Source organism: Streptomyces sp. NPDC052721 (assembly GCF_040678315.1).
Lineage (GTDB): Bacteria > Actinomycetota > Actinomycetes > Streptomycetales > Streptomycetaceae > Streptomyces.
This window is the reverse complement of sequence record NZ_JBFATL010000004.1, coordinates 281,749-302,548: the sequence shown is the minus strand read 5'-3', so window position 1 is coordinate 302,548 and position 20,800 is coordinate 281,749. Positions and strand designations below refer to the sequence as shown.

Below are 20,800 nucleotides of genomic sequence, written 5' to 3'. Positions count from 1 at the left end.
GACTGGGAGTGCCCGCGTGACCGAGCCGACCGCCCCGGACAAGAAGCCCTTCCTGTACGTCGTCGTCTGCGCGAGTGGCGTCGCGCCTGACGTCGGCACACTCATCACCGCCGCCCAGGAGGCGAACTGGGACGTCGGAGTCGTCGCCACACCCCAGGGCCTCGGCTTCATCGACGCCCCGGCGGTCGAGGCCCGGACCGGACACCCGATCCGTTCCGCGTGGCGCTCACCGGGAGACCCGCGCCCGCTGCCGCCCCCGGACGCGATCGCCGTCGCCCCGGCCACCTTCAACACGATCAACAAGTGGGCCGCCGGCATCTCCGACACCCTGGCACTCGGCATCCTGTGCGAGGCGTACGGCATGGGCATCCCGACCGTGGCCTGCCCTGCCTGAACTCCGCCCAGGCCGCTCACCCCGTCTACCGGCAGAGCCTGGACCGCTTGCGCTCGATGGGCGTCCTGATCGGCTCGTCCGCACCACACCAGCCGAAGGCCGACGGCGCGGCGGACCGTTTCCGCTGGGAGGAAGCCCTGGAACTGCTGGCCCCTGCCGTCGGCACGGTGCGGTGACGCCGGCTTCAGTGCCCGCCGTTCGGCCGGACCGCTCTTCACCCCCGACCGGGCGGCCCGTCTCGTGGGGACAGCGCGCTGCCGTCACCGCCCGCTGGACGTATGGTCCGTATATGAGTGCCGTCCGGTCCGGCCGGTGCGGGGTCGCGCTGCCGAAGCCGCCCTCTCGTTGCCGCCGGTGCCCCTGCACAGGAGGGTGAAGCGTGTCCGACACGGCCACTGACGCTCGCTCTCCCGGCTCCGGACCGGACGCCGTGGACCGTGTCCTGGACCACTGCGCGCGGGAGACCGGTGCCTACGCCGGCGCGGTCTACGTCCTCTCCCCGGACGAGCAGGTACTCCAGCTCGCGGTGCTGAGAGGGATCTCCCGACGGATCGCCTCGCCCTGGGCACGCGTCCCCCTGCCGGCCGCGAGCCCGGTGAGCGACGCCGTGCGGCAGGCAGACCTGGTGTGGATCGGCAGCCAGGAGGAACTGGCGCGCCGCTATCCGCAGCTGGCGCTCGTCCTGCCGCATCCGTTCGCCATGGTCGCCGCGCCGATCACCACCGGTGCACGGACGTGGGGCGGTCTGGTGCTGCACTGGTCCAGCGCGCACCCTCCCACGCTGAGCGCACAGGAGCGTGAGGTGATCGCCGAGGCCTGCCGCCGCCTGGGCGTGATCCTGCGGCAGGCCGCCGACACCGGCCGCGTACTGGCCGGGCCCGAGCCGCGGATCGTGTCACCCCCGCGGAACCGCGCCGCCGGACCCGCCGAGGCCCAGGCCGCGGCCGACTTCGCCGAGCGCCTTCCCAGCGGCTGTTGCGCGCTCGACCCGGACGGCCGGATCACCTTCCTCACCACCGCCGCGGCCCAGCTCCTCGGTGCCGGCATTCCCGACCTGCTGGGCGCCCGGCCCTGGGAGGCGCTCGCGTGGCTGGACAACCCGGTCGCCGAAGACCGCTACCGGGCCGCGGTGCTGAGCCGCCGGCCGACGTCCTTCACCGCCCAGCGGCCCCCCGACCAGTGGCTGTCGTTCCACCTGTACCCGGACGCGTCCGGCATCAGCGTGCGCATCGTCCCCACGTCGTCGGCCGACGCCGTGCTCCCTCCGCATCTGCTGCACCCCGCGCCCGCCGCGGAACCCGGCCGGGCCACGGCCCTCTACCACCTGATGCACCTGGCCGCCACGCTCACCGAAGCGGTCGGGGTCCAGGATGTCGTCGAAAGGGTCGCCGACCAGATCCTGCCCGCCTTCGGCGCCCAGGCCCTCGCCCTGATGGCCGCGGAGGAGGGCAGACTGCGGATCATCGGCTACCGCGGCTACTCCGCCGCGCTCATGGACCGCTTCGACGCGGTCCCCCTCACCTCCGACACCCCGGCGGTGCACGTCCTGACGACAGGGATCCCGAGCTTCTTCGGCACCTTCGGGGACCTCGAGCGGGCCTATCCTCCCGCCGTCCTGCAGGACGGCATGGCCGCCTGGGCGTTCCTGCCGCTGATCACCTCCGGACGCCCCGTCGGCTCACTGGTCCTCGCCTACGACCGGCCGCGCGCCTTTCCCGCCGAGGAGCGCTCCGTCCTCACCTCGACCGCCGGGCTGATCGCCCAGGCCCTGGACCGCGCCCGGCTCTACGACGCCACACAACAGCTCGCCCACGACCTCCAGGCCGGCCTGCTGCCCCGGACCCTGCCCCGCGTCCCCGGCCTCGACGTGGCCGCCCGCTACCTTCCCGCCAGCTACGGCATGGACGTCGGCGGGGACTTCTACGACCTCATCCGCCTCGACGAGGCAGCCGCCGCCGCGGCCATCGGAGACGTCCAGGGGCACAACGTCCAGGCCGCCACCCTCATGGGACAGGTCCGCACCGCCGTCCACGCCACCGCCGGCGCACCCCCCGGCGAGGTCCTCGCCCGCACCAACCGCCTGCTCACCGACCTCGACGCCGGCCTGTTCACCAGCTGTCTCTACGCCGCCCTCGACCTCGCCCGCCACCGCGCCTGCCTGGCCACCGCCGGACATCCCCCGCCGATCCTGCGCCATCCGGACGGCCACGCCGAGATCCTCCAGCTGCCGCCCGGACTCCTGCTCGGCATCGACCCCGCCGCCGACTATCCGACGACGAACGTCCCGCTGCCTCCCGGTGCCGTGCTGGCCCTGTACACCGACGGCCTCGTCGAGGCCCCCGGCACCGACATCGAGGACGCGATCGGCGCTCTCGCCGACCAGCTCGCACAGGCCCGGAACCAGCCCATGGACGCCCTCGCCGACACCCTCATCACCCGCGCCCGGCACACCGCCCCCCGCAGTGACGACGTCGCCCTGCTCCTGATCAGCCCCCGGCAGACGTACGCACCGGGTCAGGGCGGCACCAGGCAGTACGGCTGATGCCCCGCCCGCCCGTCAGCCGGACCAGGAGCGAGTCCATGGCGGCTGAACGCAGACGGGCGTGCCCGCTCACGTGTGGGCACTGCTCGGCCATGGCGTGATTCCTCCGCGCGAGCGCGCGGCGAGGCATACGACGAGAGCGGGACCCGAAAGCCCCGCCCAATCCGCCGGAAACCCCAGCTCAGGGCCACACCAGGCAGTACGGCTGATGCCCCGCCTCATGCAGCCGGTGGCTGAAGTCCTGCCACTCGTGCAGCAACTGGTACACGTTGAACGCGTCCCGCGGACCGCCCCGGTCGGGAACCGTCGACCAGATGAAGGCCGCCGCGCCGACCGCTTCCTCGCCGATGCCGCGGAGGGGGTCGACGACCGTCATGGGGAGTTTGACGACCGCGTAGTCGGGGTGCAGGACGACCAGTTCCAGGGGTGGCACCTTGTGCAGCGGGACGCCCTCGATGCCGGTCAGCACCATCGCGGCCATCGTCTCCGGCTTGATCTTGGTGAACATGCCGTTCATGCCCAGCTCGTCGCCGCCGAGTTCCTCGGGACGCATCGAGATGGGGACGCGGGCCGCGGTCGCGCCGTCCGGCGCGCCGAAGTATTTGTACGTCACCCCCACCCGACCACCATTCCTGCTCCCCGCCCGGAGGCGGTCGGCCCGCTGGTCGAGCCGGCGGTCGAGCTCCCGGTCGATCTGCCGGTCGTACCGCTCGGGCTCACTCGGTACACCCTGTGTCTGACGTGCGTCGGTCTGACGTGTCTCGGTCGTTTCCTCCGCGTCGCGCCGGTGCCTTCCCCGCCGGGCACGTCGAGGACCCAGGTCGTCAGTCCCCTCGCCCAGTCCGCCACCGCGATGCATATCTCCACCCGACTGCTTTTCTAGGACGCGTGGCCCCCGCCGCGCAACCCGATCATCGTGTCAGTGACCTCCCCCACGGCCGCCCGCCGAAACGTGCGGTGGAACAACAGTCCACGCGGGGGGATTCCCGGTCCTGATCGTCCGGCCCCTGATGAGTACGTGCGTATGGGCTTTGTGTATCAGGTCTCAGTCTCGCAGATGAGGGATGGCACCGCTGTGATCTTGGGATCGGCCGCGTCCGATCCCGACGCCGACCGCGGTCCGGCCGGGGCTCGGCGCGCCCTTCGGCCTACCCTGAGGAGGTCACCCCGCAACCGGAGTCCGAGAAGCCGGAGTAGTCGCACGTCATGAGTGCCATGAGCGAAACGCCCTATCCCTACGACGCGCCCGTCTCACAGGCGCTCTTCGACCGTGCCTCCGTCGTCACCCCGGGCGGAGTCAACTCCCCGGTGCGCGCCTTCCGCGCCGTCGGCGGCACGCCCCGGTTCATGGTGTCGGGCAAGGGGGCCTACCTGACCGACGCCGACGGGCGCGAGTACGTCGACCTCGTGTGCTCCTGGGGGCCCATGATCCTCGGGCACGCGCACCCCGAGGTCATCGCCGCCGTGCAGGAGGCCGTGGCCCGCGGTACGTCCTTCGGCACGCCCGGCGAGGGCGAGGTCGCGCTCGCCGAGGAGATCGTCGCCCGGGTCGAGCCCGTCGAGCAGGTGCGGCTCGTCAGCAGCGGGACCGAGGCGACCATGTCCGCCATCCGGCTCGCCCGCGGGTTCACCCGGCGGTCCAAGGTGATCAAGTTCGCCGGGTGCTACCACGGGCACGTCGACTCGCTGCTCGCCGCGGCCGGCAGCGGGGTCGCCACCTTCGCGCTGCCCGACACGCCCGGCGTCACCGGTGCCCAGGCCGGCGACACGATCGTGCTGCCGTACAACGACCTGGAGGCCGTGCAGGAGGCCTTCCACCGGCACCCCGGTGAGATCGCCTGTGTGATCACCGAGGCGTCGCCGGGCAACATGGGCGTCGTGCCGCCGGACCCCGGCTTCAATCAGGCCCTCAAGGACTCCTGCCGGCGCAACGGCGCCCTCTTCATCTCCGACGAGGTGATGACCGGCTTCCGCACCAGCCGCGCCGGGTGGTACGGAGTCGAGGGCGTCGCGCCGGACCTGATGACCTTCGGGAAGGTCATGGGCGGTGGGTTCCCGGCCGCCGCGTTCGGCGGGCGCGCCGATGTGATGGCCCACCTCGCCCCCGCCGGGCCCGTGTACCAGGCCGGCACCCTCTCCGGTAACCCCGTCGCCACCGCCGCCGGTCTCGCCCAGCTGCGGCTGCTCGACGACGCCGCCTATGACAAGGTCGACGCCGTCTCCGAGCAGGTCCGGACGCTCGTCAGCGAGGCGCTGTCGAAGGAGGGCGTCGCGCACCGGGTGCAGAACGCCTCCAACATGTTCTCCGTGTTCTTCACGGACCGGCAGGTGCGCGACTACGAGGACGCCAAGCGGCAGCAGTCGTACCGTTTCACCGCGTTCTTCCACTCGATGCTGGCGAGCGGTGTCTATCTGCCGCCGTCGTCCTTCGAGTCCTGGTTCGTGTCCACGGCCCATGACGAGCGGGCCATTCAGAAGATCGCCGACGCCCTTCCGGCGGCGGCCCGGGCGGCTGCGGAGGCCACGGCAGAATGAGCGACAGCAGCAAGGACGTCACCGTCGTCCACCTCATGCGGCACGGCGAGGTCGCGAACCCGGACGGGGTCCTGTACGGGCGGCTGCCCGGCTACCACCTGTCCGAGCTGGGCCGGCAGATGGCCGAGCGGGTCGCCGAGCACCTCGCCCCGCGGGACGTCACCTATGTCTGCGCCTCCCCGCTGGAGCGGGCGCAGGAGACCGCCACGCCGATCGCCAAGGCGCACGGGCTGGATCTCGACACCGACGAGCGGCTGATCGAGGCCGAGAACGTCTTCCAGGGCAAGACGTTCGGCGTCGGCGACGGGGCGCTGCGCAATCCGGACAACTGGAAGCACCTCGTCAACCCGTTCCGGCCGTCCTGGGGCGAGCCGTACGTGGACCAGGTCGTGCGGATGATGGGCGCGCTGGACGCGGCCAGGGACCGGGCGCGCGGGCACGAGGCGGTGCTGGTCAGCCATCAGCTGCCGATCTGGATCGTGCGCTCGTACGTCGAGCGGCGGCGGCTGTGGCACGACCCGCGCAAGCGGCAGTGCACGCTCGCCTCCCTGACGACTTTCACATATCTGGGTGACAAGATCGTGTCGGTGGGCTACAGCGAGCCCGCCATCGATCTGGTCCCGGTCCATCTGCGCGCCGGTGCCAAGCCCCAGAAGGGCAAGGGCACCGCCCAGGGGAAGGCGTTCGGCGCCTGACCGGTACCAGTCGTCACTGACGGTCCGTTTGGTGTTGCTTAGCGCACTTTTACGGTTTCCGTTACGAAAATCATAAGGATCTACGGAACCTCCCCGATCGTCCTGCCCTCTGACTGGGTGAACAGCAGGCAGCGACGATCGGGGATTTCCATGCCCACCTTCTCCCGGACCTTCTCCCGGCGGGGAATGCTCGGCCTCGGCGCGGGCGCGGCGGCTGCCGCCTCGCTCGCCGGCTGCGGGAGCCTCACGTCCTCGGACGGCGGCGGCCACCCGAACGGTTCCGGCCAGGGCAAGCCCGGGCACGGGGACGGGAAGGGGAGCACCGCGCATCCGGCGCGGCCCATCGGCGACGGCTCCACCTCCTTCACCGGCAAGCAGTCGCACCAGCCGGCCAAGCCGGAGCCGCTGGAGCCGGGGCAGACCCCGCCCCAGTTCGTGATCTTCTCCTGGGACGGCGCCGGCGAGGTCGGCAACGGCCTCTTCCCGCGCTTCCTGGACCTGGCCAAGGAGCACGGCGCGTCCATGACCTTCTTCCTCTCGGGGCTGTATCTGCTGCCCGAGTCGAAGAAGCGGCTGTACGAGCCGCCGAACAACCCGCGCGGCGCCTCCGACATCGGCTACCTCACCGACGAGCACATCAAGGCCACGCTGACGAACGTGCGCCGGGCCTGGCTGGAGGGGCACGAGATCGGCACCCACTTCAACGGGCACTTCTGCGCCGGTACGGGCACGGTCGGCAACTGGACCCCGCAGCAGTGGGAGAGCGAGATCCGGCAGGCCAAGGCGTTCGTGAAGGAGTGGCGGACCAACACCGGCTGGACCGACCTGCCCGCGCTGCCGTTCGACTACGACAAGGAACTGGTCGGCGGTCGTACGCCGTGTCTGCTCGGCCAGAACAACCTGCTGCCCACCGCCCGGAAGCTGGGCTGGCGCTACGACGCCTCCTCGCCGGGCGGCCGTCAGGTGTGGCCGGAGAAGAAGCTGGGGATCTGGGACCTGCCGTTGCAGCAGATACCTTTCCCCGGACGTTCCTTCGAGGTCCTGTCGATGGACTACAACATGCTCGCCAACCAGTCCCTGAACTCCACCAAGGCGCCCGCCTACAACTACCCCGGCTGGCGCAAGCAGTCCGCGCAGGCGTACATCCAGGGATTTCAGCGGGCGTACGAGACGAACCGGGCGCCGTTCTTCGTCGGCAACCACTTCGAGCAGTGGAACGGCGGCATCTACATGGACTCCGTCGAGGAGGCCTTCAAGCACATCGCGCGCGAGAAGGAGAAGGGTGCCGACGTACGACTGGTCTCCTTCCGGCAGTTCGTGGACTGGATGGACGTGCAGAAGCCGGAGGTGCTCGCCAAGCTGCGGACGCTCGGGGTCGGGCAGCGGCCGACGGGCGGCTGGAAGGAGTTCCTGCGGGGCGGCGGGTCCGCCTCCTCCGATGCCGCCTGAGTCGGCGCCGACTCGGGTCCTGTGTCTGAAATGTCCCGTGTAAATACGCCCTGAAATGCGGTTTTCCGCCCGGCAGGGGGGTGCGCGAGATCCCCGGAACAGGCATGCGAAACTTTTCACATGAGTACCCGTAGCCGCGCCGCCCTGCTCAGCGCTGTGGCCGCCGTCGCGGCCCTGACCCTGTCCGCGTGCGGTAAGGGCGGCACCTCCGGAGGCGGTGGCGACACCCACTTCGTCACCGGCAACAACGGCATCGACACCGTCCCCGCCGGCAAGCGCGCCACGGCCCCGGACCTGTCCGGCAAGACCATCGACGGCAAGACCCTGGACGTCGCCGACTACCGGGGCAAGGTCGTCGTCATCAACGTCTGGGGCTCGTGGTGCGGACCGTGCCGCGAGGAGGCGCAGTACTTCGCCAAGGTCTCCAAGGAGTACCGGGACAAGGGCGTCCAGTTCGTCGGCATCAACACCCGGGACACCAGCACCACCCCGGCCGTGAACTTCGAGAAGGAGCACGGCGTCGAGTATCCGAGCCTGTACGACCCCACGGGCAGGCTGATGCTCCGCTTCGAGAAGGGCACCCTCAACCCCCAGCTCATCCCCTCCACGCTCGTCATCGACCGGCACGGCAAGGTCGCGGCGCGGGCCCTGGAGGCGCTCGACGACACGGGCCTGCTGAAGATGATCAAGCCGGTCCTGGCGGAGAAGTGACGTGAGCGCACTGCTGACGCTGGCCGCGGAGACGGGCCGGAACGACACGGTCCTGCACGGCGCCCTGCTGGTCGCCCTGCCGATCGCCCTGCTCGCCGGGCTCGTCTCCTTCTTCTCGCCCTGTGTGCTGCCGCTGGTCCCCGGATACCTCTCCTATGTGACCGGCGTCGCGGGCACCGACCTGGCCGAGGCCAGACGGGGGCGGATGGTGGCCGGCGCCTCCCTGTTCGTGCTCGGCTTCAGTGCCGTGTTCGTCTCCGGCGGTGCGCTCTTCGGCTACTTCGGCGCCAACCTGATCGACTACCAGGGCACCCTGTCCAAGGTGCTCGGCGTGCTCATGATCGCCATGGGCGTCTTCTTCATGGGGCTCCTGCCCTGGTTCACCATGCGCGAGTTCCGCTTCCACAAGCGGCCGACGGGCGGCCTGCTGGGGGCGCCCGTACTCGGCGCCCTCTTCGGCGTCGGCTGGACGCCCTGCATGGGCCCGACGCTCTCCTCGGTGAACTTCCTCTCCTTCCAGGAGTCGAGCGCGGCGCGCGGCTCGCTGCTGATGGTCGTCTACTGCCTCGGCCTCGGCCTGCCGTTCGTGCTCACCGCGATCGGCTTCCGCAAGGCCCTCGGCGCCTTCGCCTGGGTCAAGCGCCACTATGTGTGGGTGACGCGCATCGGCGGCTCGATGATGATCGTGACCGGTGTGCTGCTGCTGACCGGCGCCTGGAACAGTCTGGTGCAGCAGATGCAGACCTGGTCCGGCGGCTTCAATGTGGGGATCTGACCGATGAGCAAGACCGACACCGACACGAGCCGGGACCGGGAGGAGCTGGGCGCGGCCGGCTCCCAGCTGTCCACCGCGCCGCAGGAGGAGCAGACGAGCCTGCCCGGCCTCGGTGTCATCGGCTGGGCGCGCTGGTTCTGGCGGCAGCTGACCTCCATGCGGGTCGCGCTGCTGCTGCTCCTGCTGCTCTCGCTCGGCGCGATCCCCGGCTCGCTGATCCCGCAGACCGGCGCCGACGCGAGCAAGGTCGAGGACTTCCGCGCCGCCCACAAGACGCTGGCGCCGGTCTACGACAAGCTCGGCCTGTTCCACGTCTACAGCTCGGTGTGGTTCTCCGCGATCTACATCCTGCTGTTCGTCTCCCTCATCGGCTGCATCGTCCCCCGCACCTGGCAGTTCGTCGGCCAGCTGCGCGGCCGGCCGCCGGCCGCCCCCAAGCGGCTGACCCGGCTGCCCGCCTACACCACCTGGCGCACCACCGAGGACCCGGAGCGAGTCCGCGAGGCCGCGCTCGCGCTGCTGCGGAAGCGCCGCTTCCGCGCCCACGTCGCCGGTGACGCCGTGGCCGCCGAGAAGGGCTACGTGCGCGAGCTGGGCAACCTGGTCTTCCACATCGCCCTGATCGTGCTGCTGGTCGCCTTCGCCTCGGGCCAGCTGTACAAGTCCGACGGCACCAAGCTGATGGTGGAGGGCGACGGCTTCTCCAACGCGCTGCCGATGTACGACGACTTCAAGTCCGGCAGCCTGTTCCGGAACGACGACCTGGTGCCGTTCAGCTTCGACCTGAAGGACTTCAGGGGCACCTACGAGGTCAGCGGCCCCAACCGGGGCACCCCGCGCACCTACGAGGCGAAGATCACCTACAGCAAGGGCGCCTACGGCAAGGAACAGACGAGGACCGTCAAGGTCAACGAGCCGCTGAAGATCGACGACGCCAAGGTCTACCTGGTCAGCCACGGCTACGCGCCCGTCATCACGGTCCGCGACGGCAAGGGCGAGGTCGTCTACCACGACGCCGTACCGCTGCTGCCGCTCGACGGCAACGTCAGCTCCAACGGCGTGGTGAAGGTGATGGACGGTTACCGCGACCCCCAGGGCAAGAAGGAGCAGCTCGGCTTCCAGGCGTTCTTCGCGCCGACGCTCGACACGCGGAGCGGGACGATGCTCTCGCAGTTCCCGGCCCTGCTGAACCCGGTGCTCGCGGTGAACGCCTACCACGGCGACCTGGGCGTGAACTCGGGCATCCCGCAGAGCGTGTACCAGCTGGACAAGAAGCACATGAAGGCGTTCAAGGACGCCAAGGGCCAGCTGCTGAAGAAGCTGCTGAAGCCGGGCGACACCATGACGCTGCCCAACGGCGCCGGGTCCATCACCTTCGAGAAGGACATCAAGGAGTGGGCCGGCTTCGAGATCGTCCAGGAGCCGGGCGGCGGCTGGGCGCTCACCGGCGCCCTCGCCGCGATCTTCGGCCTGGCCGGGTCCCTGTTCATCCAGCGCCGCCGGGTCTGGGTGCGCGCGGTGCGCGGCGCCGACGGCGTCACGGTGGTCGAGATGGCCGGCCTCGGCCGCAGCGAGTCCGCGAAGGTGCCCGAGGAACTGGGCGACCTCGCCGGAATCCTCTACGACCAGGCGCCGGGGGCACCCGACCCCGACGACGACTCCGCAGAAACCCCCGACTCCCACGTCGTACCTGCCGAAGGGGCTGAGAAGTGACTCTCGCCGCCGCAACCGATCTCGCCGCCGCGACCAACGAACATCTCGCGAGCATCAGCAACACGCTGATCTACTCGTCGATGGCGGTCTACACCCTGGCCTTCTTCGCCTACATCGCCGAGTGGCTGTTCGGCAGCCGCAGCAAGGTCGCCCGTACGGCCGCCGCGCTCACCGCCGACAGCGAGCGGAGGGCGAGCGCGCCCGCCGTCACCGTCAAGCAGGCCGGCGGCACCGCCGTACTGGAGCGGCCGAAGGTCGTCGTCCGCTCGGCGTCCGGCGTGCGGGACGTGCCGGACGGGCCCGGCGCGCACGGCGGCGACGAGCAGGGCGACCTCTACGGCCGGATCGCCATCTCCCTCACCGTGCTCGCGTTCCTGGTGGAGCTGGGCGGCGTCGTCGCCCGCGCGGCCTCCGTGGAGCGGGCGCCGTGGGGCAACATGTACGAGTTCAACATCACCTTCTCCACGGTCGCCGTCGGCGTGTACCTCGCGCTGCTGGCCCTGAAGAAGAACGTGCGCTGGCTCGGCCTGTTCCTCGTCACGACGGTCCTGCTGGACCTGGGCCTCGCGGTCACCGTCCTGTACACGGCCAGCGACCAGCTGGTGCCCGCCCTGCACTCGTACTGGCTGTACATCCACGTCTCCACCGCCATCTTCTGCGGTGCCGTGTTCTACGTCGGCGCGGTCGCCACGATCCTGTACCTGTTCAAGGACTCGTACGAGAACAAGCTCCAGCTGGGCGGCACACCCGGCACGTTCGCCTCCTCGGTGCTGGAGCGGCTGCCCGCCTCCGCGTCCCTGGACAAGTTCGCCTACCGCGTCAACGCGGCCGTCTTCCCGCTGTGGACGTTCACGATCATCGCGGGCGCGATCTGGGCGGGCGACGCCTGGGGCCGGTACTGGAACTGGGACCCGAAGGAGACCTGGTCCTTCATCACCTGGATCGCCTACGCCTGTTACCTGCACGCCCGGGCCACGGCCGGCTGGAAGGGCCGCAAGGCCGCCTACCTGGCGCTGATCGCCTTCGGCTGCTGGCTGTTCAACTACTACGGCGTCAACATCTTCGTCACCGGCAAGCACTCCTACGCGGGCGTCTGACCGCCGTGACCGAAAAGGCCGGTTCCTGTGACACGGGTCACGGTAACCGGCCTTCGTCGTCCGGACACCAGTGCTGCGCCGGGCGGTCGTGGACCGCGCGGGGGAGCGGCCGTAACCACGTGCGCATCCCCGGGCCCGGGGGCAGGCTGGTGTCATGAGCGGTTCCATCGCACAGGGCACCAGCCAGACGCACGGGAACACGCACATCCTGCACTTCGTGGTGCGGCTCCCCCGGCGCATGGAGGAGGTCTGGCCCGCGCTGGCCACGCCCGAGGGGCTGGCGTCCTGGTTCACCGCCGCCGATGTGCTCGAACCCCGGCTCGGCGGCGCGGTCACCCTGCGCGATCTGGGCGACGGGCAGGTCACCGCGTGGGACGTGGACCGCGTGGCGGAGTACACGGTCGTGGGCGGCGGGCGGCTCCGGTTCCATCTGGAACGGGACGGGGAGGACGGCAGCGTGCTCCGCTTCACCCACGAGTTCCAGGGCGAGGAGGAGTCGGAACAGCGCTGGCGGAGCCGTTTCGAACGACTGATCGAGACGCTGGGGCCGGGACGGAGCTGAGGAGACCGCCGGGCCGCCGACTCCTGTGATCCGGGTGCCCGGTCAGGGGTTCACTCGACGGTGATCGAGTCCAGCTTCTCCCGCAGGTACACGTGCGAGTCGACGGGCGGGTACGCCACCCGGCCCACCGGCGCCGGAAGGGACTCCACCAGCGTGCCCGGGGTGCACTCGCCGAAGTAGACGAGCGAGATCAGCTCCTCGGCGGGCGCGTCGACGGGCGGCGGCAGCACCCGGTGCCGTCCGGACCGCCACCGGTCCCCGGTCCAACGCGCCAGCAGATCACCGATGTTGACCGTGAACGCGGCCGGGTCGTACGGCGCGTCCTGCCAGCCGTCCGCGTCGGTGTACACCTGGAGCCCGCCCTTGCCGGCCTGCCGGTCGAGGATGGTGACGGTGCCGAAGTCGGTGTGCGGCCCGATCCGGAACTGCCCGGGCCGGGGCGCGCCGACGACCTCCGTCCCCGGGTACCAGTTGATGTTGAAGCCGTACGTCGGATGGTCCATGTGCCGGGTGAAGAAGTCGGCGCCGAGCCCGAGCGCGCACGCCAGCAGGGCCAGCAGCTCCTTCTCCAGCGCGACCATCCGGCCCAGGTACTCCTCGCACAGTCCGCGCAGCGCGGGCACCTCCGCCGGCCACACGTTGGGCGCGTACCACTCGGCGTTGACGGCCGGGTCCTCGAACGGCTCGGCGGTGGCGAAGGTCAGCGACTCCTTCAGGTCCGGCGGGGTCTCGGTGCCCTCCGCGTACCCGTTGGCCTCGGTGCCGGGCCCGAGCCAGCCGCGCCCGCCGACCCTGGCCGCGTAGCGCTGCTTGACCTCGGCGGGCAGCAGGAAGAACTCCCGGGCGGCGGAACGGATTCCGGCCCGCAGCGCGGGGTCCACGCCATGCCCGGTGACCAGCAGGAAGCCGGCGGACTGCAGGGCCTGGTCGACGGTGCGGGCGAGCACGGCCCGCCGCATCGCGTCCCCCTCGGTCCAGATCCGCAGATCGATGGTGGGAATCACACCAGCCATGTTTCCACTCCTCGGGGGCGTTCACTCTCCCCGGCCGCCCGGTGATCCGGGGGTGGCCGCAGGGACAAAGCGGTACGTCGGCGATACTTGGGCGCATGGCTTACGACGATCTTCGCTCCCTGCTCCGGGCGCTGGAGCGCGAGGGCGACCTCAAGCGCATCAAGGCCGAGGTCGACCCGTATCTGGAAGTCGGGGAGATCGTCGACCGGGTGCAGAAGTCCGGCGGCCCGGCGCTGCTCTTCGAGAACGTGCGCGGCTCGGACATGCCCCTCGCCATGAACGTGTACGGCACCGACCGCCGCCTGCTGAAGGCGCTGGGCCTGAAGTCGTACGGCGAGATCTCCGAGAAGATCGGCGGCCTGCTGCGGCCCGAGCTGCCGCACGGCTTCGTCGGCGTCCGCGAGGCCTTCGGCAAGCTGGGCGCGATGACCCACGTCCCGCCGAAGAAGGTGAAGCCCGACAACGCGCCGGTGCAGGAGGTCGTCCTCCGGGGCGACGACGTCGACCTGGACCGGCTCCCGGCGCTGTTCACCTGGCCGAAGGACGGCGGTTCCTTCTTCAATCTGGGCCTGACCCACACCAAGGACCCCGAGACCGGCATCCGGAACCTGGGCCTGTACCGCCTCCAGCGCCACGACAAGCGCACCATCGGCATGCACTGGCAGATCCACAAGGACAGCCGGAACCACTACCAGGTGGCCGCGCGCAGGGGCGAGCGGCTTCCGGTGGCCATCGCCTTCGGATGTCCGCCCGCCGTGACCTACGCCTCCACCGCCCCCCTCCCCGGCGACATCGACGAGTACCTCTTCGCCGGCTTCATCGCGGGCAAGCGGATCGAGATGGTCGACTGCAAGACGGTCCCGCTCCAGGTCCCGGCGAACGCCGAGGTGGTCCTGGAGGGCTGGCTGGAGCCCGGGGAGATGCTGCCCGAGGGCCCCTTCGGCGACCACACCGGCTTCTACACCCCGCAGGAACCCTTCCCGGCCCTGAAGATCGACTGCGTGACGATGCGCCGGCGTCCCCTGCTCCAGTCGATCGTCGTCGGCCGCCCCCCGACGGAGGACGGCCCGCTCGGCCGCGCCACGGAACGCTTCTTCCTGCCCCTGCTCAAGATCATCGTTCCGGACATCGTGGACTATCACCTGCCCGAGGCCGGCGGCTTCCACAACTGCGCGATCGTCTCGATCGACAAGAAGTACCCGAAGCACGCGCAGAAGGTGATGCACGCGATCTGGGGGGCACACATGATGTCCCTGACCAAGCTGATCGTGGTCGTGGACGCCGACTGCGACGTGCACGACCTGCACGAGGTCGCCTGGCGGGCTCTCGGCAACACCGACTACGCCCGCGACCTCACGGTCGTGGAGGGTCCCGTCGACCACCTGGACCACGCCTCCTACCAGCAGTTCTGGGGCGGCAAGGCGGGCATCGACGCGACGCGGAAGTGGCCGGAGGAGGGTTACACCCGCGACGGCGGCTGGCCCGAGATGGTCCTGTCGGACCCGGATACGGCGGCCCTGGTGGACCGCCGCTGGAAGGAGTACGGACTGTGACGTCGGCCTCTGCCGCGATCCCCCAGCCCGGCCGCACCAAGGCGTTCCTCCGCCTGGTGATGATCGAGCACTCGGTCTTCGCGCTGCCCTTCGCCTACATCGCCTCCCTCACGGCGATGTACGAGTGGGACCGGAACATCCACTGGGGCCGTCTGCTCCTGGTCACGATCTGCATGGTCGGCCTGCGCACCTTCGCCATGGCGGTCAACCGGATCATCGACCGCGAGATCGACGCCCGGAACCCGCGCACGGCCCACCGCGAGCTGGTCACCGGCGCGATGTCGGTGCGGCACGCCTGGACGGGCGCCCTGATCGCCCTGGTGGTGTTCCTGGGCGCGGCGGCCCTGCTGAACCCCCTCTGCCTGGCGCTCGCGCCGGTGGCGGTGATCCCGATGGTGGTCTACCCCTACGGGAAGCGGTTCACGAACTTCCCGCAGGCCATCCTGGGCCTCGCCCAGTCCATGGGCCCCATCGGCGGCTGGCTGGCGATCAGCGGCGAGTGGTCCTGGACGGCGGTGATCCTCGGCCTCGCCGTCGGCGTCTGGATCGGCGGCTTCGACCTGATCTACGCCTGCCAGGACGTCGAGACCGACCGCGAGATCGGCGTCCTGTCGGTCCCGGCCCGCTTCGGTGTCCCGGCCGCGATCCGGGGCGCGCGGGTGTGCCACACGATCACCACCGCCCTGTTCGTCTGGTACGGCCTGGCCACCCACGCCGGAGCGTTCTTCTGGCTGGGCCTGCTGATCGTCGCGGGCGCCTTCCTCTACGAACACTCCATCGTCCGTCCCCATGACCTGTCCCGCCTGAACAGGGCGTTCTTCTCGGTCAACGGGTTCATCGGCATTGCCCTGTTCGTGTGCGCGCTGCTCGATCTCCTCGTACGCGGTCTGACCGTGTGAGCGGCCCGGCACCACCCGGCCTGAGCACGGTCGGGCACGCCGGTACGCTCAAGGTGTGAACGCAGGAGAAACGCAGCGTGTGCCTTGGATCGTGGGGGTGTCCGGAGCTTCCGGGACGCCGTACGCGGCTGCCGTGCTGCGGGCGCTGCTGGAGGCCGGGGAAGCGGTGGACCTGGTGGTCAGCCGGGCCTCGCGGCTGACGCTGCTGGACGAGACGGGCATCTCGTTCCGGGACGCCCACTGGCAGGACGACCTGCGGGAATGGCTGGCCCGTGGCGCCGACGGCAAGCCCGGCACCTTCGACGTGGACGTCAGCGCAGTGCGGTACTGGAGCGCGGGCGACCTCGCCGCCGGCCCATCCTCGGGGTCGTACCCGGCGAAGGGCATGCTCATCGTGCCCGCCTCCACCGCCTCGGTGGCCGGTGTGGCGCTCGGCCTGTCCAAGGATCTGCTCCAGCGCGCGGCGAGCGTCACGCTGAAGGAGCGCCGGACGCTGGTCGTAGCCGTACGGGAGACGCCCTTGAACGGGCAGACGCTGCGGCACCTCGTCGCGCTGGACGACGCCGGCGCCACGGTCGTCCCGGCCTCGCCCGCCTTCTACGCGGGCGCCACCCACATCCAGGACCTGGTGGACTTCGTCGCCGGCCGCGTGCTGGACGCGGCGGGTGTCGCACACGGCCTGTACCGGCGCTGGCGGGGCGAACTGGGTGGCGGCACGAGCGGCACGTAAGGCAAGCAGCAGTACCCCTCATCACTCCAGGAACTTTCACCGGAAGGCTTCGATCGCATGGACGCGGTGGACAGGCAGCTCATCCAGGCCCTGAGGGAGAACGGCCGGGCCTCGTACGCGGAGCTGGGGCGCCTGGTCGGCCTGTCGGGCCCCAGCGTCACCGACCGCATCAACCGGCTGGAGGCGGCCGGTGTCATCACCGGCTACCGCGCGACGGTGAATGCGGCCTCCCTCGGCCTGGGCGTCACCGCCCTGATCGGTATCTCGCTCTCCGACGCCGCCGACCACGAGGACGTCGCCCAGCGGCTGCGGGACCTGCCGGAGATCGAGGACTGCTGGTTCATCGCCGGTGACGACTCGTTCATGCTCAAGGTGCGCTCGACGGACGTGGACGGCCTGGAGAAGACCATCCGCCGGCTCAGCGGGACGAAGGGCGTCTCCCGCACCCGTACCACGATCGTGCTGTCCACCAAGTGGGAGAACCGGGTCGGAGAACTGCCCGAAGAGGTCTAGGGATACCGTGGGTCGCGTTGTCGTAGAAAGGTGTGGGTATGGACGTCGGGCTCAAGCGCGAGCTGGAGGAGAAGGTCCGCTCCGGTGAGCGGCTGACCCGCGAGGACGGCATCGCGCTCTACGAGTCGGACGACCTGGCCTGGCTCGGCGGGCTCGCCCACGAGGTGCGCACCCGCAAGAACGGTGACGTCGTCCACTTCAACGTCAACCGGCACCTGAACATGACGAACGTGTGCACGGCCTCCTGCGCCTACTGCTCGTTCCAGCGCAAACCGGGCGAGAAGGACGCGTACACGATGCGCATCGAGGAGGCCGTCAAGCTCGCCAAGGCGATGGAGACGGAGAACCTCACCGAGCTGCACATCGTCAACGGCCTGCACCCGAACCTGCCGTGGCGGTACTACCCGCGTTCCCTGCGCGAGCTGAAGAAGGCCCTGCCGGACGTCTCCCTGAAGGCCTTCACGGCGACGGAGATCCACCACTTCGAGACCATCAGCGGTCTGTCGGCCTCCGAGATCCTGGACGAGCTGATCGACGCGGGCCTCGAATCGCTGACCGGCGGTGGCGCGGAGATCTTCGACTGGGAGGTCCGGCAGCACATCGTGGACCACCGCACCCACTGGGAGGACTGGTCCCGCATCCACCGCCTGGCGCACGAGAAGGGTCTGAAGACCCCGTGCACCATGCTGTACGGCCACATCGAGGAGCCCCGCCACCGCGTCGACCACGTGCTGCGCCTGCGTGAACTCCAGGACGAGACCGGCGGCTTCCAGGTCTTCATCCCGCTGCGCTACCAGCACGACTTCGTGGACATGAAGGACGGCAAGGTACGCAACACCCTCCAGGCGCGCACCCAGATGGCGACCGGCGCGGAGGCGCTGAAGACCTTCGCGGTGTCGCGGCTGCTGTTCGACAACATCCCGCACGTCAAGGTCTTCTGGGTCATGCACGGCGTGCAGACCGCCCAGCTGGCCCTCCAGCACGGCGCCGACGACATGGACGGGTCGGTGGTGGAGTACAAGATCACCCACGACGCGGACAACTTCGGCACGCCGAACAAGCTGACCCGCGAGGACCTGCTGGAACTGATCCGCGACGCGGGCTTCCGCCCGGTGGAGCGGAACACGCGGTACGAGATCATCCGCGAGTACGAGGGTCCGGACCCGGCCCGTCGGGAGTCGCCCCAGCCGATGCGGGTCTGACTTTCCGGCGAGGGCCGGCTGACCCGGCCAGGGGCGCGGGGAACTGCGCGAGAACCCCCCGCGCACCCGCGGCCGGGCGACGGCCTGAACGACCCCTCGGTTCCCCGCGGGAACGAGGGGTACTCGCCCGGCATGCCAGCAACGAAGGCCCCCGAGGACGCCTACAGCGCGGCTCCCTTCGTGCCCGACGGCGCCGACCTGAAAGCCCTCCGCCGAGCCGCCGCGGCCTGTCGCGGCTGCCCGCTGCACCGCGCCGCCACCCAGACCGTCTTCGGCGCCGGAAACACCGATGCCCGCGTGATGCTCGTGGGGGAGCAGCCCGGCGATCAGGAGGACCGTCAGGGCAGGCCCTTCGTCGGCCCGGCCGGCAAGCTGCTCGACCGGGCCCTGGCGGAGGCCGGTATCGACCCCTCCGAGGCCTACGTCACCAACGCGGTCAAGCACTTCAAGTTCACCCAGGCCGAACCCCGCAAGCGCCGTATCCACAAGGCGCCGAGCCTGCGGGAGATGACGGCCTGCGGCCCCTGGCTCGCGGCGGAGCTGGCGCTGGTGGAGCCGGAGCTGATCGTGATCCTGGGCGCGACGGCCGGGAAGGCGCTGCTGGGGTCGTCGTTCCGGGTGAGCCAGGTGCGCGGGACCGTACTGGAGGAGGAGATCCACGGCCGGCCGGAGCGGCTGGTGCCGACCGTGCATCCGTCGGCCGTGCTGCGCGCGGACGACCGCGAGCAGGCGTACCGGGGCCTGGTGGCCGACCTGGAGGTGGCCGCGCGCGCCCTCGGGTGACAGCTCCCCCACGCGTAATGGCTACACTCGGCCTGTGCCTCTTACCTTCACCCTGGACCCCGCCTTCACCCCCGCCCTCCGCGACGGCATCCTCGACCTGTGGACGGACGTCTCGAACGCGGGCGGCGCCGTCGGCTTCGTGGCGCCGGTGACCCGCGAGGAGATACGCCCGGAGCTGGTACGGCACTTCGTGCAGATGGCCGAGGGCCGCACCCGGCTGCTCGTCGGCCACGACGAGGCCGGCGAGGTCGCCGCGGCCGCCTTCCTCACCCGCAACACCCACCGGCTGATGACCCACTGGCTGTGGCTGTACACGGTGATGGTCCACCCCCGCCACCAGGGCCGGGGCCACGGCCGTGACCTGCTGGCCGCCGCCGCGGACGCGGCCCGCGGGATGGAGGGCATCGAGGCGATCCGGCTGACCTGCCGGGGCGGGCTGGGCCTGGAGCGCTTCTACGGCTCCTGCGGCTACAAGGAGGTCGGCCGCGTCCCGGACGCCATCCGGGTCGCGCCCGGGGACGACCGCGACGACGTCGTCATGCTGCTGCCGCTCGGCTGACGCCGACCCCCCTGCGTGATCGCCCACCGCTCGTGCTTCACTGGACGATGACCCCTTTTGGAATCTGACGAGTGGATTGAGATGCTCCGCTACACGCTGATGCGCCTCGGTATCTTCGCGGGCTGCCTCGTGATCGTCTGGGGGGCCGTCTACTCGGGCATCTTCCCGCGCGGCTTCGGTGAGTCCAACGGACTGTGGGTCCTGCTGCTCGCCCTGGTCCTCTCGGCACCGATCAGCTGGGTGGTGCTGCGCAAGGAGCGGGACCGGGCCTCGGTGCAGATCGTGCACAAGGTCGACCGGATGAAGGCCAACCTGGACGCCAACCGCAACCAGGAGGACATCGCCGACGACGCGTCGCGGGCACAGGGCGAGGCCACCACGTCCAGCTAGGTCCCGCCGCCGGCCCAACTAGGCTTGCCCTCATGGGTGCCGTCAAGACCAAACGGATGCCGAGGGCGGTGCGGGAGCAGCAGATGCTCGACGCTGCCGTACGGATCTTCGGGCAGCGCGGGTACATGGCCGCCTCGATGGACGAGATCGCGGAACTCGCGGGCGTGTCCAAGCCGTTGGTCTATCTGTACCTGAACTCGAAGGAAGACCTCTTCACCGCGTGCATCCGCCGGGAGGCCGCCGCGCTCACGGAGGCCGTGCGCGCGGGTGTCCGGCCGGGGCTGCCCGCGGACCGGCAACTCTGGGACGGCTTGCGGGCGTTCTTCGCGCACACCGCGGAGCATCCGGACGGCTGGTCGGTGCTGCACCTCCAGGCCCGTACGCACGGGGAGCCCTTCGCGGCCGAGGCCGCCGCGATGCGCGCGGAGATCGTCGCGTTCGTGACCCGCCTGGTCGCGGTCGCGGCCCGCGAGGCCCACCGCGACCCCGACCTCCCGGAACACGAGGTGGCGGGCCTGGCCGAGGCCCTGGTCGGTGCCGCGGAGTCCCTCGCCGCGTGGGCCAACGCCACCCCCGGCACAACGGCCCGCCAGGCGGCGGCCACGCTGATGAACTTCGCGTGGGCGGGCCTGGGGAACCTGATGCACGGTCAGATGTGGACGCCGCCGGCTGAGCCGGCCTGAGG

20 protein-coding genes and 1 pseudogene are annotated in these 20,800 nt (G+C 70.5%); 19 read left to right on the top strand and 2 right to left on the bottom strand.

What is annotated here, in order from left to right; translation table 11 throughout:
• Positions 1-16: 16 nt before the first annotated feature.
• Together AB0L21_RS06710 and AB0L21_RS06705 are read left to right on the top strand one after the other, a co-directional pair.
• Positions 17-570, top strand: a pseudogene (locus AB0L21_RS06710) (flavoprotein).
• A gap of 203 nt (positions 571-773) precedes the next feature.
• Positions 774-2,936, top strand: a complete 2,163-nt coding sequence (locus AB0L21_RS06705; protein WP_365782590.1) for a SpoIIE family protein phosphatase — start codon at positions 774-776, stop codon at positions 2,934-2,936.
• 181 nt (positions 2,937-3,117) lie between these two features.
• Here AB0L21_RS06705 and AB0L21_RS06700 read toward each other — a convergent pair whose 3' ends face one another.
• On the bottom strand, positions 3,118-3,555 hold the full coding sequence (locus AB0L21_RS06700; RefSeq protein ID WP_003974483.1) for a hypothetical protein: 438 nt from the start codon (positions 3,553-3,555) through the stop codon (positions 3,118-3,120).
• Positions 3,556-4,151: 596 nt separating this feature from the next.
• On the opposite strand from AB0L21_RS06700, the gene hemL reads away from it, so the two are divergent.
• The 8 genes from hemL (at position 4,152) to AB0L21_RS06660 (ending at position 12,473) form a co-directional block, all read left to right on the top strand.
• Entirely contained in the window at positions 4,152-5,471 is a 1,320-nt protein-coding gene (gene hemL / locus AB0L21_RS06695; RefSeq protein WP_365707994.1) for a glutamate-1-semialdehyde 2,1-aminomutase, read from the top strand.
• Positions 5,468-6,166 (top strand): histidine phosphatase family protein, encoded by a 699-nt coding sequence (locus AB0L21_RS06690; RefSeq protein WP_365707992.1) that lies wholly within the window; start codon positions 5,468-5,470, stop codon positions 6,164-6,166. The genes hemL and AB0L21_RS06690 overlap by 4 nt, the downstream gene beginning before the upstream one ends.
• A 150-nt stretch (positions 6,167-6,316) precedes the next feature.
• Positions 6,317-7,615 carry a hypothetical protein gene (locus tag AB0L21_RS06685; RefSeq protein ID WP_365782588.1) on the top strand — a complete coding sequence of 433 codons (1,299 nt, stop codon included), beginning with the start codon at positions 6,317-6,319 and terminating at the stop codon, positions 7,613-7,615.
• A gap of 120 nt (positions 7,616-7,735) precedes the next feature.
• The gene (locus tag AB0L21_RS06680; protein WP_365782586.1) at positions 7,736-8,326 is read left to right on the top strand and encodes a TlpA disulfide reductase family protein; all 591 of its coding nucleotides are present in this window, start codon (positions 7,736-7,738) and stop codon (positions 8,324-8,326) included.
• Position 8,327: 1 nt separating this feature from the next.
• On the top strand, positions 8,328-9,101 hold the full coding sequence (locus tag AB0L21_RS06675; protein WP_365782584.1) for a cytochrome c biogenesis protein CcdA: 774 nt from the start codon (positions 8,328-8,330) through the stop codon (positions 9,099-9,101).
• Positions 9,102-9,104: 3 nt separating this feature from the next.
• Positions 9,105-10,814 (top strand): cytochrome c biogenesis protein ResB, encoded by a 1,710-nt coding sequence (locus AB0L21_RS06670; RefSeq protein ID WP_365782582.1) that lies wholly within the window; start codon positions 9,105-9,107, stop codon positions 10,812-10,814.
• Complete coding sequence (gene ccsB, locus AB0L21_RS06665; RefSeq protein WP_365782580.1) at positions 10,811-11,911, top strand: c-type cytochrome biogenesis protein CcsB; 1,101 nt, start codon at positions 10,811-10,813, stop codon at positions 11,909-11,911. Before AB0L21_RS06670 ends, ccsB begins: the two co-directional genes overlap by 4 nt.
• 154 nt (positions 11,912-12,065) lie before the next feature.
• A complete protein-coding gene (locus AB0L21_RS06660; RefSeq protein ID WP_365707980.1) occupies positions 12,066-12,473 on the top strand; it encodes an SRPBCC domain-containing protein in 408 nt (135 codons plus the stop codon).
• A 50-nt stretch (positions 12,474-12,523) separates the two neighbouring features.
• Here AB0L21_RS06660 and AB0L21_RS06655 read toward each other — a convergent pair whose 3' ends face one another.
• On the bottom strand, positions 12,524-13,486 hold the full coding sequence (locus AB0L21_RS06655) for a 2-oxoglutarate and iron-dependent oxygenase domain-containing protein (RefSeq protein WP_365782578.1): 963 nt from the start codon (positions 13,484-13,486) through the stop codon (positions 12,524-12,526).
• Positions 13,487-13,581: 95 nt separating this feature from the next.
• On the opposite strand from AB0L21_RS06655, the gene AB0L21_RS06650 reads away from it, so the two are divergent.
• The 9 genes from AB0L21_RS06650 to AB0L21_RS06610 all read left to right on the top strand — a co-directional run bounded on the left by AB0L21_RS06650 (position 13,582) and on the right by AB0L21_RS06610 (position 20,798).
• Entirely contained in the window at positions 13,582-15,039 is a 1,458-nt protein-coding gene (locus tag AB0L21_RS06650) for a menaquinone biosynthesis decarboxylase (RefSeq protein WP_365707976.1), read from the top strand.
• Entirely contained in the window at positions 15,036-15,938 is a 903-nt protein-coding gene (gene mqnP / locus AB0L21_RS06645; protein WP_365707974.1) for a menaquinone biosynthesis prenyltransferase MqnP, read from the top strand. The genes AB0L21_RS06650 and mqnP overlap by 4 nt, the downstream gene beginning before the upstream one ends.
• 79 nt (positions 15,939-16,017) lie before the next feature.
• Positions 16,018-16,668, top strand: coding sequence for a UbiX family flavin prenyltransferase (locus AB0L21_RS06640; protein WP_365782576.1), 651 nt, complete (start codon positions 16,018-16,020; stop codon positions 16,666-16,668).
• Between the two features lie 57 nt (positions 16,669-16,725).
• Positions 16,726-17,181, top strand: a complete 456-nt coding sequence (locus tag AB0L21_RS06635; RefSeq protein WP_030640941.1) for an Lrp/AsnC family transcriptional regulator — start codon at positions 16,726-16,728, stop codon at positions 17,179-17,181.
• A gap of 38 nt (positions 17,182-17,219) precedes the next feature.
• On the top strand, positions 17,220-18,383 hold the full coding sequence (mqnE, locus tag AB0L21_RS06630; RefSeq protein ID WP_365782574.1) for an aminofutalosine synthase MqnE: 1,164 nt from the start codon (positions 17,220-17,222) through the stop codon (positions 18,381-18,383).
• Between the two features lie 132 nt (positions 18,384-18,515).
• A complete protein-coding gene (locus tag AB0L21_RS06625) occupies positions 18,516-19,166 on the top strand; it encodes a UdgX family uracil-DNA binding protein (protein WP_365707969.1) in 651 nt (216 codons plus the stop codon).
• Between the two features lie 34 nt (positions 19,167-19,200).
• Positions 19,201-19,725, top strand: a complete 525-nt coding sequence (locus AB0L21_RS06620) for a GNAT family N-acetyltransferase (RefSeq protein ID WP_365782572.1) — start codon at positions 19,201-19,203, stop codon at positions 19,723-19,725.
• Positions 19,726-19,806: 81 nt separating this feature from the next.
• On the top strand, positions 19,807-20,115 hold the full coding sequence (locus tag AB0L21_RS06615; protein ID WP_365707966.1) for a DUF4229 domain-containing protein: 309 nt from the start codon (positions 19,807-19,809) through the stop codon (positions 20,113-20,115).
• A 32-nt stretch (positions 20,116-20,147) separates the two neighbouring features.
• Complete coding sequence (locus AB0L21_RS06610; protein ID WP_365782570.1) at positions 20,148-20,798, top strand: TetR/AcrR family transcriptional regulator; 651 nt, start codon at positions 20,148-20,150, stop codon at positions 20,796-20,798.
• The last annotated feature ends 2 nt before the right edge of the window (positions 20,799-20,800 follow it).

Bases quoted from the DNA above. Each gene is read 5' to 3' on its own strand.
- hemL (WP_365707994.1), top strand. From the start codon at position 4,152: ATGAGCGAAACGCCCTATCCCTACGACGCGCCCGTCTCACAGGCGCTC.
- AB0L21_RS06690 (WP_365707992.1), top strand. From the start codon at position 5,468: ATGAGCGACAGCAGCAAGGACGTCACCGTCGTCCACCTCATGCGGCAC.
- AB0L21_RS06685 (WP_365782588.1), top strand. From the start codon at position 6,317: ATGCCCACCTTCTCCCGGACCTTCTCCCGGCGGGGAATGCTCGGCCTC.
- AB0L21_RS06680 (WP_365782586.1), top strand. From the start codon at position 7,736: ATGAGTACCCGTAGCCGCGCCGCCCTGCTCAGCGCTGTGGCCGCCGTC.
- AB0L21_RS06670 (WP_365782582.1), top strand. From the start codon at position 9,105: ATGAGCAAGACCGACACCGACACGAGCCGGGACCGGGAGGAGCTGGGC.
- AB0L21_RS06660 (WP_365707980.1), top strand. From the start codon at position 12,066: ATGAGCGGTTCCATCGCACAGGGCACCAGCCAGACGCACGGGAACACG.
- AB0L21_RS06655 (WP_365782578.1), bottom strand. From the start codon at position 13,486: ATGGCTGGTGTGATTCCCACCATCGATCTGCGGATCTGGACCGAGGGG.
- AB0L21_RS06650 (WP_365707976.1), top strand. From the start codon at position 13,582: ATGGCTTACGACGATCTTCGCTCCCTGCTCCGGGCGCTGGAGCGCGAG.
- AB0L21_RS06635 (WP_030640941.1), top strand. From the start codon at position 16,726: ATGGACGCGGTGGACAGGCAGCTCATCCAGGCCCTGAGGGAGAACGGC.
- mqnE (WP_365782574.1), top strand. From the start codon at position 17,220: ATGGACGTCGGGCTCAAGCGCGAGCTGGAGGAGAAGGTCCGCTCCGGT.
- AB0L21_RS06625 (WP_365707969.1), top strand. From the start codon at position 18,516: ATGCCAGCAACGAAGGCCCCCGAGGACGCCTACAGCGCGGCTCCCTTC.
- AB0L21_RS06615 (WP_365707966.1), top strand. From the start codon at position 19,807: ATGCTCCGCTACACGCTGATGCGCCTCGGTATCTTCGCGGGCTGCCTC.
- AB0L21_RS06610 (WP_365782570.1), top strand. From the start codon at position 20,148: ATGGGTGCCGTCAAGACCAAACGGATGCCGAGGGCGGTGCGGGAGCAG.